The organism is Streptomyces sp. NRRL S-920, from assembly GCF_000717945.1.
In the GTDB taxonomy this organism is placed as follows: domain Bacteria; phylum Actinomycetota; class Actinomycetes; order Streptomycetales; family Streptomycetaceae; genus Streptomyces; species Streptomyces alboniger.
Genome location: NZ_JODF01000007.1, coordinates 97,371 through 112,947 on the forward strand (window position 1 = coordinate 97,371; position 15,577 = coordinate 112,947).

A 15,577-nucleotide genomic window follows, 5' to 3' on the forward strand; every position below is an offset into this window, starting at 1 on the left:
CACACGTGTATCCCGGGCGCAGGATTCACCTACCCCGCAAGGGGGTTGACGACTACTCTCCGAATACGACTGATTCCAGGGCGAGTTGGACATACACCCCCTGGGCGTTCGCGGGCGGCGGCCCCGGCGGGGCTCACGTGGGCTATCTCACGTGCCGTCATCCGCATTCCCGTTCGTACGGGCAACCTCCTCCCCCTTCCTACGGGGGGTTGCTACTTTTGTGGAGAATCGCACCGCTGCGAATGGGGGGCGCCCGTGAGCCGGCCAGAGCGTGTGATCGCCGGGCGGTACCGCCTGCTGGCGCCGCTCGGCGAGGGCGGGATGGGCACCGTGTGGCGGGCCAGGGACGATGTGCTCGGCCGCGAGGTCGCCGTCAAGGAGGTGCGCGCGCCCGCCGGCCTCCCGGCGAGCGAGGTGGACCGGCTGTACGCCCGTCTCGAGCGGGAGGCCTGGGCGGCCGCCCGCATCCCGCACCGCAATGTGGTCACGGTCTATGACGTGGCGACGGACGAGGGGCGGCCCTGGATCGTCATGGAGCTGGTGCGGGGGCTCTCCCTCGCCGAGGTCCTCGACGCGGAGGGGGCCCTGCCTCCGCAGCGCGTCGCCCGCATCGGCGCCGAGGTGCTCACGGCCCTGCGGGCCGCCCATGACGCCGGTGTCCTGCACCGCGACGTGAAACCCGGCAACGTACTGATCGCCAACGACGGCCGGGTCGTCCTCACCGACTTCGGCATCGCCACGGTCGAGGGCACCTCCGCACTGACGATGACCGGGGAGGTCGTGGGGTCGCCCGAATTCCTCGCTCCGGAGCGGGCGTTGGGCAACCGCCCCGGACCCGCCTCCGATCTGTGGTCGCTCGGCGTGCTGCTCTACGCGGCCGTCGAGGGAAGTTCGCCGTTCCGCCAGGACACCCCGCTGAGCACGCTGCGCGCGGTGGTGGACGAGGAGCTGCCGCCCGCCCGCAACGCCGGGCCGCTCACCTCCGTCATCGAGGGGCTGCTGCGCAAGGACCCGGACGAGCGGATGCCCGCCGCCGACGCCGAGCGCGACCTGCGGCTCATCATCTCGGGCGGCAGGCCCCTCGGCGGGACCCCCCTCTTCCACGAGCCGACCGTCACGGCCGAACCCGGCCCGTACGGCTCCCCGATGCCCGCGCCTCGCCCCACCACCCCCTCTCCGCGGCCCGCCCGGCCCTCCCCGACCACCACGACGACCGAGCCGGACCGGCGCCGCCGCACAGCGCTCACCCTGATCGCGGGGCTCATCGCCCTGGCACTGGCGCTGGCCGGACTCACGTACGCCTGGGTCAACCGCGACAAGGGAGGCGGGGGCGAGGAGGGCGGTTCAGCGAGGCAGGACTCCCCCGCTGCGACGGGCGGCGGGGACCGGGCCGACCGGACGGCGGGGGGCTCGGGCGGCGGGTCCGGCGACGGCGGCTCGCCGAGCAAGTCCCCGGACGACGGCGACGAGGGCGACGACGGGGGCACGCCCAAGGGCGGCGGCAGCGGCGGAGGCGGGGCCGACGGCGGTACGACCGCTCAGCCCGCCCAGAACGTGAAGGTGCACGTCTCCGGCGCCCACACCGAGTACGAGGGCTCCTGTCCGCCGGCGGCGGGCCAAGCGCCGTCGTTCACCGCGACGTTCACGGTCGGGCGCGTGCCGGCCGCCGTCGAGTACCGCTGGGTCACCGCGTCGGGCCAGCCGGGCGACCCGGAGTGGAAGACGCTGTCGTTCCCCTCCGGAGGCGGCAGGACGCGGCAGGCCCAGCACGTCGAGGCGGCGTACGGACCGGGCAACGGCACGGTCACGAACTCGATGAGCGTGCAGGTGCGCGACCCCGTCGATGTGACGTCCAACGCGGTGGCGTACTCGGTCACGTGCGTGCAGGAGACCCCGACGGGCGGGGCCTCCTACTCGCCGAACGCGTTCGTCCAGCAGGCGGTGGTCAGGCCGCCGAGGTGAACACGGGGAGGTAACCACCGGACTGTCCGGCGGCCGTGGGGTGGTAGGACTCGCCGATGTTGAGCCAGTTCACGCTGTGCAGCCACGCGCTGCCCGAGCAGATCTCGTGGCCGGAGAAGGTGCGGGTGACGTCGCCGAAGGCGAAGCCGTGGTCGGCGGCGCGCTTGGCGGTCGCCGTGTTGAGGTAGTCGGCCGCGTCGTTGATCGCGGACCGCTCGCGCTCGGAGAGGCCGGCCGTGCACGAACCGCCCAGCTTGTAGAAGCGGGGGTAGCCGAGCACCACCACGCGGGCGGAGGGGGCCTTCGTCTTGATGGCGGAGTAGACCTTGTCGAGGTTGCCGGGGAGAGTCGAGTCCACGTACGAGCGCGCCTGGGCGATGCGGGAGAGGCAGCTGCTCTCGGACTGGAGCACACAGGTCGTCATGACGTCGGAGAAGCCCGCGTCGTTGCCTCCGACGGAGACGGAGACGAGACCGGTGCCGGAGCCGAGCGGGCCCAGCTGGTTCGCCACAACATCACCCGTACGAGCGCCCGCGCAAGCCGTGAAGTTGAAGCTTGAGGGTGAATGCGCGGCCGCCCAGAGGGCGGGGTAGGCGCGGGTGCTGCGCTTGCAGGAACCGCTCCCGCTGTCGTAGGCGCCGGCGCCGACACCCGACGAATAGGAGTCGCCGAGCGCCACATAGCCGGTGGCCTTTGGCGATTGGTCCGCTTGTGCCGCTGCGGCCCCGGTGAGGGTGAAGGCGATGGAGAGGAGGAGCGAGGACAGGTATGCCGTGGTTCGGGACAATCTCATGGAACCTCCCTTAGCAGGGTTTCCGCCTTGTCCGTGGTAGCACGCACCCCCGCCTGTCGATAGTGTCCATGTCAACAAATTCTTCAACAGTTTCCCTCCGCACACGGTGAGTTCACCCGTGTCACAGCGGTTTGATGGGGAACATCTGCGCGGATTCTCGGCGTCTTGACGGCCCGCCGAAGACTGCGCGACATTGAAGCCCGGCATCCGGCGCGTCGGGGGGCGAAGAGTCGCGAATGCAGACCATCAGGATCACGGCACCGCCATCAGGTACAGGCAGCGGCGCCGGGCAGGACACCGGGCGTGCCGCCGAGCGCGACACCGAGGACAGCAAGGACGGCAGGGACGACACCGTGCAGGGGCGCCACAGGGATCTGCTGCCGCTGTTCGCGGGCGCGGCCGTCGCCGTGGGGGCGGTCGGCGCGATGCTCGCGCTGGTCGACCTCGAATCGCCACTGCGCGGGCCCTTCACCCTCTTCTTCCTTCTCGCCGCGCCAGGAGCGGCGATCGCCGCCGCGCTGCGGGCCCTCGCGCCATGGGGGCGTGCCGTGGCCTCCGTGGCCGGTGCCGTCGCGGTCAACCTCCTTGTGGCACAGGGGATGCTGGCGCTGCACATGTGGTCGGTGCGCGGTGGAATCGTCGCCGTCACCGCCCTCAGCGCGCTCACTCTCGTGGCGGCGGTGGCGGGGCGCCAGCGTCACCGTGCGGCAAAAAGGTGGACTGCCTGACGTGACCATCACCGTGCACCGCCCCGGCGAGCTGACAGCCGCCGACCGGGCGGCGTGGACCGCCTTGCAGTCCAAGGCCCATCTCCACGGCTCGCCCGAGCTGGGCAACCCCTTCCTCGCCCCGGAGTTCGCACTCGCCACGGGTCACGGGCGGCGGGGGGTGCGGATCGCCGTCGTACGCGAAGGCGGCGAACCGGCCGCGTTCTTCCCCTTCCAGAAGTCCGTCACCGGTGTGGGCCGGGCCATCGGGCTCGGCGTCTCGGACTGCCAGGGCCTGGTGCACCGCCCCGGGTTCCGGTGGGACGGCCGGGAGCTGCTGCGCGCCTGCGGGCTCGTCGTATGGGAGTTCGATCATCTGGCGAGCGGGCAGAGGCCGTTCGAGACGGGGGCCACCGGCTCCTTTCCCTCCCCCGTCATCGACATCGACGAGGGATACGAGACCTATCTCGGCCAACTCCGCGCTCGCTCCCCCAAGTTCACCCGCACAACACTTGCCAAGGAGCGCAGGCTCGGCCGCGACCACGGAGCGGTGCGCTACGTCCATGACGAGCGCGACCCCGAGGCCCTGGCCACCCTGATGGGCTGGAAGTCCGCGCAGTACCGCAGGACGGGGCGCAGCGACCGCTTCGCCCACCCCTGGATCACCGCGCTGGTGCGTCGGCTCTTCCACACCAGGACCGAGTCGTTCGCCGGGCTCCTCTCGGTGCTGTACGTGGCCGACATGCCGGTCGCGGCGCACTTCGGGCTGCGCGGCGAGCGGGTGCTCGCCTGCTGGTTCCCGGCATACGACCCGGCGTACTCGAAGTACTCGCCCGGCCTCGTGCTGCATCTGCGCATGGCCGAGGCGGCCGCCGCCGACGGCATCGCGTATCTGGATCTCGGCCGTGGCCAGAAGGAATACAAGGACTCCCTGAAGACACGCGAACTCACCGTGTCGGAGGGGTGGGTGGCACTGCGCCATCCGGTGGCGCTCGGACACAGGGCGCGACGCGCTCCGGTCAGGGCGCTGCGGAACACCGTGCTGTCCAGGCCGGAATTCTTCGAACCGGCCGACAAATTGCTCAAGCGGATGGGCAAAATCCGATCGCTGAGCAGAGATTAGAACAGTCCGAATGTGACCGCATAGGCTGCTCAAATCATGGGAAACGCGAGGCCACCTTCCAGGTCTTGCCATAGAGTCTCAGTCATCAATACCGTCGTACATCCACCCGCAACGGCCCATCACGTAATGCGATCTAGGGGAGGGCTCAAGATCGCGATGGTTGTCTGCGGGGCGCGGTAGGGGGGTGCCGTGCCCGGTGATCGCTCTTCAGCCGGGTCACGTGCCGCGTTATGCCAGCTCACTCGGCATGCACGGAGATCTGTTTCGGCATGCTCAAGTGAAAACCCCCCTTTCGAACCGGATCAATTACCGGACCGCCCGGGGGCGGGCGGTCCACCGGACGAGAGGGATCTCCGACTCATGTCTTCTTTTGTGCACCCGGCCACCGCCGGACAGGACCCGTTAGACGAGATCGCCAGGAACTACCGGCCGATCTCCACGCACTTGGCGATCACTCCGCCGGTAAGTGTGGTGATTCCCGCGATGAACGAGGCGGAGAATCTTCCGTACGTCTTCAAGACACTTCCCGACTGGATCCACGAGGTCGTTCTCGTGGACGGGAACTCCACCGACGACACGGTGGCCGTGGCCCGCGAGCTGTGGCCGGACGTCAAGGTCGTCCGCCAGCTCGGCAAGGGCAAGGGCGACGCCCTGATCACCGGCTTCGCCGCGTGCACGGGCGACATCATCGTGATGGTCGACGCCGACGGCTCGGCCGACGGCAGCGAGATCGTCTCCTATGTCTCCGCCCTCGTCTCGGGCGCCGACTTCGCCAAGGGCTCCCGCTTCGCCAACGGCGGTGGCACGGACGACATGACGCCGATCCGCAAGCTCGGCAACCACGTCCTGTGCTCCGTCGTCAACGCCAAGTTCGGCGCCCGCTACACCGACCTCTGCTACGGCTACAACGCCTTCTGGCGGCACTGCCTCGACAAGATCGAGCTGGACTGCACCGGCTTCGAGGTCGAGACCCTGATGAACATCCGGGTGGTCAAGGCCGGGCTGAAGGTGCAGGAGATCCCGAGCCACGAGTACCTGCGGATCCACGGCGCCAGCAACCTCAGGGCCGTCCGCGACGGCATCCGCGTACTGAAGGTGATCCTCGCCGAGCGCTCCGGGCGCGGCAGGCGCGGCGACCGGCGCAAGAGCGCGCGGGGCCTCCCCTTCGCCAAGGGCCAGGGAGAGGTGTCTTGAGAACTGAGATCTCCGTTGTCATCTGTGTGTACACCGAGGACCGCTGGGAGGACATCCTGGCGGCGGTCTCCTCGGTGCGCGCGCAGTCGCGGGCGGCCCTGGAGACCCTGCTGGTGGTCGATCACAACGCCGCGCTCCTCGACCGCCTGGCCAGGGAGTACAAGGAGGCCGAGGGGGTGCGGGTGCTCGCCAACGCGGGCCCCCGCGGCCTGTCGGCCGGGCGCAACACCGGCATCGCGGCCTCGCGCGGCTCCGTCATCGCCTTCCTCGACGACGACGCCGTCGCCGAGCGGGACTGGCTGCGCCACTTCGCCGAGGCGTTCGAGGACCCGCGGGTCCTCGCGGTCGGCGGGCGCACCGTGCCGCTGTGGGAGTCCGGGCGGCGGCCCGTCTGGTTCCCCGAGGAGTTCGACTGGGTCGTCGGCTGTACGTACAAGGGGCACCCGGAGGGCCGCGCGCGGGTGCGCAACGTCCTCGGCGGCAACGCCTCCTTCCGGCGCTCCGCCTTCGACGTGGCGGGCGGCTTCGCGACCGGCATCGGCCGCGACGGCGACAAGCGGCCGCTCGGCTGCGAGGAGACGGAGTTCTGCATCCGGCTCACCCGCGCCGAGCCGGACGCGGTCCTGCTGATCGACGACCGCTCGGTGATCCACCACCGGGTGCCGGCGGCGCGGGAGCGGTTCCGCTATTTCCGTACGAGGACGTACGCCGAGGGCCTGTCGAAGGCCCTGGTCTCCCGGAGCGTGGGCGCGGGCAAGGGCCTTGAGTCCGAGCGGCGCTACACCACGCGCGTCCTGCCCGCCGGGGTGGGCCGCGGCCTGCGGGACGCCCTGCTCGGACGGCCCGGCGGCGCGGGCCGAGCGGGCGCCATCGTGGCGGGAGTGGCCGCAGCGGCCGGGGGGTACGTCCTCGGCAGTGTCCGCGCGCGCAGGGGAGGTGCCACGTTCTCCGTCGTGGAGATCGCCGACAAGGCCGGAGACATACAGGGCACGGGCGGGACGGGTAGCACGGGCGGGACGGGTAGCACCGGTGATACGGGCGGTACCGGCGGCGAGGGGCCGCCGCATGAGTGACAGACCCGTGCCGATCCTCATGTACCACTCGATCGCGCGGCTGCCGAGCACGGCGACGCGCGGCCTGTCGGTGTCACCCGGGGCTTTCGCACGCCAGATGGAGGTGCTCGGCGAGCGGGGCTTCACCCCGCTCACCACCGCCCAACTCGCCGCCATCTGGCGATCGTCAGCCGCCTCGCTGCCCGACCGCCCCGTCCTGATCACGTTCGACGACGGCTACGAGGGCGTGCACCGGTACGCGCTGCCCGAGCTGGCCCGGCACGGCTTCGCCTCCACCCTGTTCGTCTCCACGGGCTGGCTGCGCGGGGAGCACGACACCGGCGGGGGTCTCGACCTCATGCTCGCCTGGGACCAGGTGCGCGAGCTGGCCGCCGCCGGGACGGAGATCGGCGGCCACGGCCACACCCATCTCGAACTCGACCAACTCACCGATGACGAGCTGCGATCGGAGCTGAGCCGCTGCCGCGACATCGTCGCCGACGAGCTGGGCACCCGGCCCGTGTCCTTCGCGTATCCCTACGGTTACTCCAACCGAAGGGTGCGCGGACGGGTACGGGAGGCGGGCTTCGCCCAGTCGCTGGCCGTCGGCAACACCCTGGCCCGCCGCGCCCAGGGCCCGTACGCGCTGCGGCGGGTCACCGTGCGACGATCCACCGGAACCGAGGAGTTCGAGCGGCTCGTGGAGGGCCGCGCCATCGCCCGTACGTTCGCCAGGGACCATGTCCTCACCAAGGGGTACGCCATGGTCCGCAGAGCCCGACAGGTCCGCCGGAAGGCCATCAGTTCCCGTGTCTGACACGAGCACCGCCCACGCCGACGTCTCCGGTTCGGACACCGGGGGGCAGCCGCCGTCCGGCAGGCCCCGCAGGACGCGCAGAATGCGTCTGACCGGCGGGGGCGGCGGCAGCCCGTTGTTCCGCAACGCCTACGCGCTAATGCTCAACACGGGTATATCCGGGGTGCTCGGCGTCGGCTTCTGGCTGGCCGCCGCCCGGTACTACTCGGAGTCGGCGGTCGGCCAGGGCTCGGCGGCGATCGCGGCGATGAAGCTCCTCGCGGGCCTCACCGCCGTGACACTGACCGGCGCCCTCGCGCGGTTCATCCCCATCGCGGGCCGCGCCACGGGCAAGCTCATCTTCCGTACGTACGCGGGCAGTTCGGTGGCGGTGGCGCTCGCCGCGGTGGTCTTCCTGCTCACGCTGAGCGCGTGGGGGCCCTCGTACCGCTTCCTGCACGGCCCGGTGCACGGCGTGGGGTTCGTCCTCGCCGTCGTGGCCTGGTCGGTCCTGACCTTGCAGGACGGTGTCCTGACCGGGCTGCGCAACGCGCTCTGGGTGCCCGTCGGCAACACCGCCTTCTCGGTGGCGAAGCTGGGGCTGCTCATCGCGATGGCCGCCGCGATCCCCACGGCGGGGGTCTTCGTCTCCTGGGTCGCCTCCATCCTCGTCTCGGTGATCCCGCTCGGCTGGCTGGTCTTCCGGCGCCTGGTGCCGCGCCATGTGAAGGCCACCGACGGCAGGACGAGACCGCCGACGCTGCGCGAGATCGGCCGCTTCCTCGCCGGTGACTACACCGGTTCGCTCTTCTCGCTCGCCGTGGTCTATCTCGTCCCGGTGATCGTCGCCTCGCAGGTCAGCTCGGTCGACAACGCGTACTTCTACATCACCACCACCATCGGCGGCACCGTCAACCTCCTCGCCATCAACATGGGCGCCTCACTGACCGTGGAGGGCGCGCACGACCCGGCGCGGCTCGCCGCCAACACCCGGGCCGCGCTGCGCCGGATGGCGGTGATCATGCTGCCGGTGTGCGCCGTGCTCTTCCTGGCAGCGCCGCTCGTGCTGCGCATGTTCGGGCAGGGATACGCGGACGCCGCCACTCCGCTGCTGCGCTGGTTCGCGGTGGGGGCGCTGCTGCGGGTCGTCATGGAGACGTACTTCGCGGTGCGGCGGGCGCAGAGCAAGACCTCCGGGATCGCCTGGCTCCAGGGGCTGCTGTGCGTGCTGGTCCTCGGTCTCACGCTGATCCTGCTGCCGCGGATGGGGCTGACCGGCGCGGGTGTCGCGGAGATCTCCAGCCTGGCGGTGATCGTCGCGATCGCGGCGCCCAAGCTGTACCGCGTGATGCGGGTGGCGCCCGCCGCCGGGCCCGCCCGGGGCGCGGCCCCCGACGGGGACCCGGGCGGCCTCGGGACGCCGGACGCGCCCGCGGGGCAGCGCAGGGCGGAGGCCGCCGGGGGCCGGGCCGAGGGCGCCGCGTGCAAGGAGCGGCACGGGCCCGCGTGGGCGCTGCGGGAGTCCCTGGACTCCGACACCCTCCAGCTGGCCGTGCAGCTCGACTTCGAACACCAGGAGCGCAGGCCGGACGTGCGGCCCGGCCCTGGCACGCCCGCCGCCGGCACCTCCGTCCTCGGGGTGACCACGGCGAAGAGCGAGGGGGACGACATGGAGCACCGGCCCACGTGGGCGCTGAGAATCCCGGCCACCGGGCCGTCCTCGCCCCTGCCGACCGCGGAGGGACCGGAGGTGGGTCCGGAAGCAGATCTGGGGGCGGGTCCGGGGGCGGGTCCGGAAGCAGGTCCGGAAGCAGGTTCGGAAGCTGAGCCCCAGGATCATGCCGTCGCCGAGCGGCCGTCGGCCTCCGCCTCCGAGGCGTCCCTCGCCGAGCGGCCCCACGCCGAGGAGAGCGTGGCGAGGCGGGAGGGCCCGGGACAGCCGGGGCCACCCGAGCCGGACGCCGGTGCTCCGCCCGCCGAAGCGCCGTCCGCCTCCCCGCACCCGTCCCGCCCGCGCGTCCTCGTCATGGCGCTGCTGCTCGCCGTCGCGCTCGCCCTGTACTGGGTGCCCGTCATCGGCCTCGGCGAGCGGGACCTGGACGGCATGGGCGGGCTCGGCCTGATCTCCGTACTGCCCGCGCCCACGCTGCTCGGCGCCGCGCTGCTGGTCGTCGTGTTCGCCGTACTGCTCTGGATGGACCGGCCGATCAAGGGCCTCCTCCTGGTGACGCTCCTCGCCACGGTCGTGTCGCTGCACGCGCTGCCCGCGGTCATCGAGACCGAGCCGCGGTTCGCCACGGCCTGGCAGCACCTGGGCTTCATGGAGTACATCGACCGGACCGGCACCGCCGTGCCCGATCTGGACGCGCGCTGGAGCTGGCCCGGCTTCTTCGCCGCGGCCACGTTCGTCGCACAGGCGTGCGGCGTCTCGGATATGACCGAGGTGATCCGCTGGTGGCCGACGGCCATGCAACTGCTCTATCTGGCGCCGATGTTCCTGCTCGTGCGCTCGATGCGGGCGTCCTGGCGTGCCAAGTGGACGGGGCTGTGGATCTTCGTACTGAGCGGCTGGGTCGGCCAGGACTACTTCTCCCCGCAGGGCTTCACGTATCTGCTCTACATCGCGTTCGTCGCCGTACTCCTGGTGTGGTTCCGCGCCCCGCGCGTGCTGTGGGCCAAGCGGCGCCCCGGTGAGAGCGAGGTCGAACCGGCGGGCCGCGGGGAGCGCGCGGTGCTCCTCCTGGTCCTCGTCGGCCTCTTCTCGGCGACCGTGCCCGCCCATCAGCTGACGCCGTTCGTGATGCTCGGCGTCCTCGCCGTGCTCGTCCTGATCGGCCGCTCGGAGCTGCGCGGCCTGCCGATGCTGTTCGGGGTGATGGTCGCCGTGTGGCTGGGCTTCCTCGCCGAGCCGTACTGGTCGGGGCACTTCAACGAACTGTTCGGCGGGGTCGGCGGCGTCGGCGGCAACGTGTCCTCGTCGGTCTCCGGGCGCATCGAAGGAGGCAGCTCGACGCATCAGCTCGTGCTGTACGTGCGCGTGGCGATGGCCGGCGGGGTCATGGCGTTCGCCTGCTGGGGCTGGTGGCGGCGGCGCTTCTACCGGTACAGCGAGCGTTCGCTCCTCGCCCTGACCTTCGTGCCGTTCCTCGGCTTCGGCATGCAGTCGTACGGCGGTGAGATGGCCCTGCGCGTCTTCATGTTCGCGCTGCCGGGCGCGGCGCTGCTCGCCGGGCTCGCGCTGTTCCCACGGGCGGGCCTCACCGAGAAGGAGCGGGACCGGGACCGGGTGAGCCTCGCGCCGCTGGCCGCGCTGATGGCCGGGCTGGTCCTGATGGGCGGCTTCCTGGTGGCGCGCTGGGGCAACGAGGCGTTCGAACGGATCCGGCCCGGCGAGGTCGCGGCCATGGAGTACGTGTACGCGCACGACGATCCGACCGTACGGCTGCTGTGGATGAGCAACGACACGGTGAACAACGTGACGCCCGCGATGCCGTGGGGCACCCGCGACATGGAGAAGGTCGAGTACGTCCCCACGCTCGCGCCCGCCGACCCGGTCCTGGTCTCCGGCCTGGTGAAGGCGCTCAAGGACGCGGGGCCCAACTCGTATCTGATGATCAACCGCGGTCAGTCGACGTATCTCCAGCTGGACGCGGGCTATTCGAAGACGTGGGAGCCGCGGCTCATCCGCCACCTCGACGACCGCCGGGAGCTGAAGAAGGTCCTCACCAACGAGGACGCCACCCTCTACAGCCTGCGTGGCCGGCCGGACGGCGCGGCGCCGAAGGCCGATCCGGGGGCGGTCGGGCCGAAGGTGACGTGGACGCCGTGGACGGTGGTGGGCGCGCTCGCCGCCGTGGCGCTCGTGCTGCTGCTCACCACGCGCGAGGTGGTGCGGGTGGCGGCGGCGCCGGGCGTGCGGCAGCAGCGGTGGCTCCAGAGCAGTTTCTGGTTCTCGCTGCCGCTGCTCGCGGTGCTGTTCGCGTCACTGATCCAGCGGTTCGTGACGATGGCGTGAGCGTGGCATTCGGGGGGTGGCGTGAGCGTGGCTTCGGGGGGCGGGCCCGGGGGCTCAGCGCTTGAGCCACCTCACCTCGTACCCCTTCAGGTCGAACCGCTGCCCGTCCACCTTGGCGCTGATCTGCCGGTCGAGGGTGTTCGCCACGAGGACCGCCTCGTCGTCGGCGAGGACGCGGAGGTGCGGGCGGGCGTCGGCGGCCACCGTCACCGTCTCGTACGTGGTGCCGGGGCCGAACTCCTTGCCGAACCGCTCGATGAGGTCCAGCATCGGCAACTTGACGCCGCCGTCCGCCTGTTGGGTGGCCGTCCACAGGCAGCCCGCGCACTTCGCACCCCGCTTCTGCGGGTTCCAGTAGAAGCCGCTGGTGGCGCCGCCGCGGGCGATCGCCATCAGGCCCGACGCGTGGACGGCCACGCGGTGCGCCTCGGACCAGTCGTCGCGGTTGTCCTGGCTGTCGCCGGGTTCCACGTAGTACTCGGCCCACCACAGGGGCAGGTCCCCGGTGCGCTCGCGCACCCACTCGCCGACGGCCGTGAGCTTCTCGGTGGCCTTGAACTCGTCGGGCAGCAGCTCGTCGTCGGCGGTGTAGCTGGCGCCGTCGACGACGACGAAGTCCGCGCCGTTCTTGTGCTTGTTCCAGTACGCGAAGGCGTCGAGGGGCCGCTGGTCGAGACGGCCCCAGGGCCCCTCCACGTCCGAGGCGTTCTGCGTCTGGCGGGGGTCGATGCTGTCCATGACCAGGTAGGGGCCGCCGACCATGATGTTCTTGTCGACCTTCTTCAGCTCGCGGTGGACGAGGTTGTACAGGTCGGTGTAGCCCTCGTAGTCCCAGCGGGCCTTCTCGGTGTTCCAGAAGCCCTTGAACTCGTTCCAGACGATGAAGTGGCGTACGTCCGGATAGCGCTTGGCGACCGTCGCGGCGAGCCGCGCGAAGTCGTCGTAGTGCTCGCGCTTCGGTGCGGTCTCCAGCGCCTGCTGGCTCCAGTCGGTGTTCTCCGCGCCGGGCTTGCCGCCCTTCATCCAGTCCGGGGCGCAGCACAGCGTGACCACGGGGATGCCCTTGCTCGCCCGGACGAAGTCGATCCGGCGGTCCATGTCGGAGAAGTCGTAGCGGCCGTCGACCGGTTCCGGATTGCCCGCGCCCCAGCCCATGATGTGCTGGATCTGCGGGATGGGCCGGCCCTGCCCCGCCAGTTCGCCGCGGACGCGCTCGACGGCTGCCTCCTCGCCCTCGTCCGCGCTGTACTGGGTGTGGGTGAAGCCCCAGCCGACCTCCGGCGAGGTCTCCCTGGGCGGGACCGCGGGCGTGCCGTGCACCTTGTCTCCGTCCGTCGTGGTGCCCTCGGTGCTGCCGTCGTCCCCGGGGAGTGTGTAGACCAATGTGATCACCAGGGCCAGGAGGGCCGCGCCAACGCCGAGCAGTGCGGTGAGCCGCCACCGCCGTACATCCGAAAACCACCCATGACGTCCCATCAGCGACAAGCGTATCGGTGGCCATAGGCGGTAGGACAGATTCCGCACAACAGCTCTTCACCGCGGTCACGGGCGCCCGGGAGTGTGAACGGCGCGAGGGGGACGCCCCGTGGAAACGGGGTGCGCGGGGGCGCGTGCGTGGCGGATCATGGCGGCATGTCTGCCAACCCTCACGACGCCCTGCCGATCCGGCTCAACGTCGACGACAGCGACTCCCCGTCGGATGTCGTGGACGCGCTGTTCCTCGGCCGCTTCGCGACGGGCGAGCAGCCCTTCTCGCACAGCGCGAACATCGAACGGGTCAAGAAGGGCTCCACCCTGCTCCCGCCCGGGGCGAGCGTGCTGCGGGCCGCCAGGGACGACGACCGCAGCGCGACCCTCGCCGAGGGCGACGGGTGGACCCTGCTGGTCTCCCGCTGGAACCGCGGCGCGGACGTCACGGTCACGGCGACCACGGCCGACCTCGCCGAGCGGGTCCTGAAGCAGGCCACGGACGGCTCCTTGGACGAGCCCGAACCCCAGCCGGAGAACGTGACCATGGGGTTCTGGTACGTCTCGCCGCGCCGCGGCCCGCACCGCACCACCCGCCAGATCTCGGCCGGTACGTGGGAAGAGGTGCGCCCCAACTACACGGCGCCGGTGGCCGACGCCATGGACAAGCTGATGAAGACGACGCCCGAGGACATCTCGGGGCGCCTGCTGCTCCTGCACGGCCCGCCGGGCACGGGCAAGACGTCGGCGCTGCGGACGCTCGCGCGGTCGTGGCGGGACTGGTGCCAGGTGGACTGCGTCCTGGATCCGGAGCGGCTCTTCGGTGACGTCGGCTATCTGATGGACATCGCGATCGGCGAGGACGACGGCACGGCGAAGGGGCGCTGGCGGCTGCTGCTCCTGGAGGACTGCGACGAACTGATCCGCGGCGAGGCGAAGCACACGGCGGGGCAGGCGCTCTCGCGGCTGCTCAACCTCACGGACGGCCTCCTCGGCCAGGGGCGCAATGTTCTGGTCGGCGTCACCACCAACGAGGACCTGGAGCGCCTGCACCCCGCGGTCGTCCGCCCCGGCCGGTGTCTGGCCCGCATCGAGGTCGGCGCGCTGACCCGGCCCGAGGCGGTGGAGTGGCTCGGCACGGAGGAGGGCGTCTCCCGCGACGGCGCCACCCTCGCCGAACTCTTCGCGCTGCGCCGCGGCACGTCCCCGACGTCGGTCCCCGAGCAGCGGGAGGGGGCGGACGCGGGGCTGTACCTGTAGTCCCCGCGCCCGCGCCCGCGCCCGTCGCGGGCGAGTGCCGTCGTGCGGGGTCAGCCGCGCAGGCCCGCTTCGAGCCGACGGTGGAGGGCGCCGAGCCGGGTGCGGCCGGGCCTGCCTGCGGGCATCCGCCCCACCACCACGCGCACCTGGGGCGGCGCTTGTTCCAGCGCCCAGCGGACCTCCTCGTCGCCGATGCCGGGGTCGTCGCCCTCGGCGAACTCCCGGGCCCGCGCCAGGTACATCGCGGGTCCGAGGACGTGTTTGAGCTGGTGCGGGGTGGCCAGCGGGTGCAGGTACGGGGCTCCCGCCGCACAGCCCGCGGCGCGGGCGGCGGCCGCGGCCGCGGGGTCGGCGGCCTCGCGTGCGGCCGCGTACGCGCCCCAGGCGGCGGTGCGCAGCCGCACCGTCCGCCGGCCTCCGAGCGCGAAGGTCCGCGCGGCCTCGACCGCCGCACGCGGTCGGATGTCGGAGGGCGCCGCGGCCTCGAAGAGCGGCAGCGCGCGGGCGGCGCAGGCGACGGCCCAGAGAGTGATGAAGCGGCGGTCGTCCTCGCTCAGCGCGAACTCCTGAGCGTCCCTGCTTTCTTGAAGGTCCTTGCCTGGCTGAAGGTCCTTGCCTGGCTGGAGGTCCTTGCCTGGCTGGAGGTCCTTGCCTGCCTGAACGCCCTTGTTTCCCTGCGTGTCCTTCCTCATGAAGCTCCACCGTATCTTTGAAAGACCCATGGAGACTTTGACGGCGGAACACCTTGTTCTACGGCTCTCTGAGGCCGCGAAGCTTCAACCGGGGTGCTAGCCGGACGTCCCGTACGCGGCGCGCAGCGCGTCCCGTACGGCTGCCAGCGCGTCCTCCTCGGAGAGGCCGAGCCGTCGGGCCCGCTCGGCGTAGGACTGCGCGGCAAAGGACGCCTCCTTGGCGGCGGCGTCCCCGGCGGCGGCGACGAAGGTGCCGTTGCGGCCCCGGGTCTCGATGACGCCGTCGGACTCAAGGGCCCGGTACGCCTTGGCCACCGTGTTCGCCGCGAGCCCCAGCGACTGGGCGAGCCCTCGTACCGTGGGCAGTTTGTAACCGACGGGCAGCGCGCCCGAACGTGCCTGCCCGGCGATCTGGGCCCGTACCTGCTCGTACGGCGCGTCGCCCGCGCCCTCATCGATGTCGATCTTCAAAGTCACGGAGCGATTCTCCCGTACGGGCCGGAAAATGGGAGGCAC

12 protein-coding genes are annotated in these 15,577 nt (G+C 71.4%); 8 read left to right on the forward strand and 4 right to left on the reverse strand.

The window, feature by feature from the left end:
* The first annotated feature begins 321 nt into the window (after positions 1 to 321).
* Positions 322 to 1,962 carry a serine/threonine-protein kinase gene (locus IG54_RS0107810; RefSeq protein WP_234336058.1) on the forward strand — a complete coding sequence of 547 codons (1,641 nt, stop codon included), beginning with the start codon at positions 322 to 324 and terminating at the stop codon, positions 1,960 to 1,962.
* Here IG54_RS0107810 and IG54_RS0107815 read toward each other — a convergent pair.
* Positions 1,946 to 2,755 carry an SGNH/GDSL hydrolase family protein gene (locus IG54_RS0107815; RefSeq protein ID WP_030778947.1) on the reverse strand — a complete coding sequence of 270 codons (810 nt, stop codon included), beginning with the start codon at positions 2,753 to 2,755 and terminating at the stop codon, positions 1,946 to 1,948. The two genes, IG54_RS0107810 and IG54_RS0107815, sit on opposite strands and share 17 nt — an antisense overlap.
* A gap of 236 nt (positions 2,756 to 2,991) precedes the next feature.
* Here IG54_RS0107815 and IG54_RS37735 point away from each other — a divergent pair, with 236 nt between their 5' ends.
* From IG54_RS37735 to IG54_RS0107845, 6 genes are all read left to right on the forward strand, one after another.
* On the forward strand, positions 2,992 to 3,483 hold the full coding sequence (locus IG54_RS37735) for a hypothetical protein (RefSeq protein WP_030778948.1): 492 nt from the start codon (positions 2,992 to 2,994) through the stop codon (positions 3,481 to 3,483).
* A 1-nt stretch (position 3,484) separates the two neighbouring features.
* Complete coding sequence (locus IG54_RS0107825) at positions 3,485 to 4,585, forward strand: GNAT family N-acetyltransferase (protein WP_030778951.1); 1,101 nt, start codon at positions 3,485 to 3,487, stop codon at positions 4,583 to 4,585.
* 360 nt (positions 4,586 to 4,945) lie between these two features.
* Positions 4,946 to 5,779, forward strand: coding sequence for a glycosyltransferase family 2 protein (locus IG54_RS0107830; protein ID WP_030778952.1), 834 nt, complete (start codon positions 4,946 to 4,948; stop codon positions 5,777 to 5,779).
* Positions 5,776 to 6,852: a glycosyltransferase family 2 protein gene (locus IG54_RS0107835; RefSeq protein WP_078593839.1), complete on the forward strand. Its 1,077-nt coding sequence runs from the start codon at positions 5,776 to 5,778 to the stop codon at positions 6,850 to 6,852. Before IG54_RS0107830 ends, IG54_RS0107835 begins: the two co-directional genes overlap by 4 nt.
* Complete coding sequence (locus IG54_RS0107840; RefSeq protein WP_030778956.1) at positions 6,845 to 7,648, forward strand: polysaccharide deacetylase family protein; 804 nt, start codon at positions 6,845 to 6,847, stop codon at positions 7,646 to 7,648. Before IG54_RS0107835 ends, IG54_RS0107840 begins: the two co-directional genes overlap by 8 nt.
* Positions 7,641 to 11,642: a hypothetical protein gene (locus IG54_RS0107845; RefSeq protein WP_030778958.1), complete on the forward strand. Its 4,002-nt coding sequence runs from the start codon at positions 7,641 to 7,643 to the stop codon at positions 11,640 to 11,642. The genes IG54_RS0107840 and IG54_RS0107845 overlap by 8 nt, the downstream gene beginning before the upstream one ends.
* Before the next feature lie 54 nt (positions 11,643 to 11,696).
* Here IG54_RS0107845 and IG54_RS0107850 read toward each other — a convergent pair whose 3' ends face one another.
* Positions 11,697 to 13,118 (reverse strand): GH39 family glycosyl hydrolase, encoded by a 1,422-nt coding sequence (locus IG54_RS0107850; RefSeq protein ID WP_030778960.1) that lies wholly within the window; start codon positions 13,116 to 13,118, stop codon positions 11,697 to 11,699.
* Positions 13,119 to 13,274: 156 nt separating this feature from the next.
* On the opposite strand from IG54_RS0107850, the gene IG54_RS0107855 reads away from it, so the two are divergent.
* Positions 13,275 to 14,369 (forward strand): DUF5925 domain-containing protein, encoded by a 1,095-nt coding sequence (locus IG54_RS0107855; protein ID WP_030778962.1) that lies wholly within the window; start codon positions 13,275 to 13,277, stop codon positions 14,367 to 14,369.
* 50 nt (positions 14,370 to 14,419) lie between these two features.
* Here IG54_RS0107855 and IG54_RS0107860 read toward each other — a convergent pair whose 3' ends face one another.
* Positions 14,420 to 15,061 (reverse strand): putative immunity protein, encoded by a 642-nt coding sequence (locus IG54_RS0107860; protein WP_234336056.1) that lies wholly within the window; start codon positions 15,059 to 15,061, stop codon positions 14,420 to 14,422.
* A 96-nt stretch (positions 15,062 to 15,157) separates the two neighbouring features.
* A complete protein-coding gene (locus IG54_RS0107865; RefSeq protein ID WP_030778966.1) occupies positions 15,158 to 15,538 on the reverse strand; it encodes a GntR family transcriptional regulator in 381 nt (126 codons plus the stop codon).
* Positions 15,539 to 15,577 lie beyond the last annotated feature (39 nt).

Coding starts and splice junctions, on each gene's coding strand:
- IG54_RS0107810 (WP_234336058.1), top strand. CDS start 322: ATGGGCACCGTGTGGCGGGCCAGGGACGATGTGCTCGGCCGCGAGGTC.
- IG54_RS0107815 (WP_030778947.1), bottom strand. CDS start 2,755: ATGAGATTGTCCCGAACCACGGCATACCTGTCCTCGCTCCTCCTCTCC.
- IG54_RS37735 (WP_030778948.1), top strand. CDS start 2,992: ATGCAGACCATCAGGATCACGGCACCGCCATCAGGTACAGGCAGCGGC.
- IG54_RS0107830 (WP_030778952.1), top strand. CDS start 4,946: ATGTCTTCTTTTGTGCACCCGGCCACCGCCGGACAGGACCCGTTAGAC.
- IG54_RS0107840 (WP_030778956.1), top strand. CDS start 6,845: ATGAGTGACAGACCCGTGCCGATCCTCATGTACCACTCGATCGCGCGG.
- IG54_RS0107850 (WP_030778960.1), bottom strand. CDS start 13,118: ATGGGACGTCATGGGTGGTTTTCGGATGTACGGCGGTGGCGGCTCACC.
- IG54_RS0107855 (WP_030778962.1), top strand. CDS start 13,275: ATGTCTGCCAACCCTCACGACGCCCTGCCGATCCGGCTCAACGTCGAC.
- IG54_RS0107860 (WP_234336056.1), bottom strand. CDS start 15,061: ATGAGGAAGGACACGCAGGGAAACAAGGGCGTTCAGGCAGGCAAGGAC.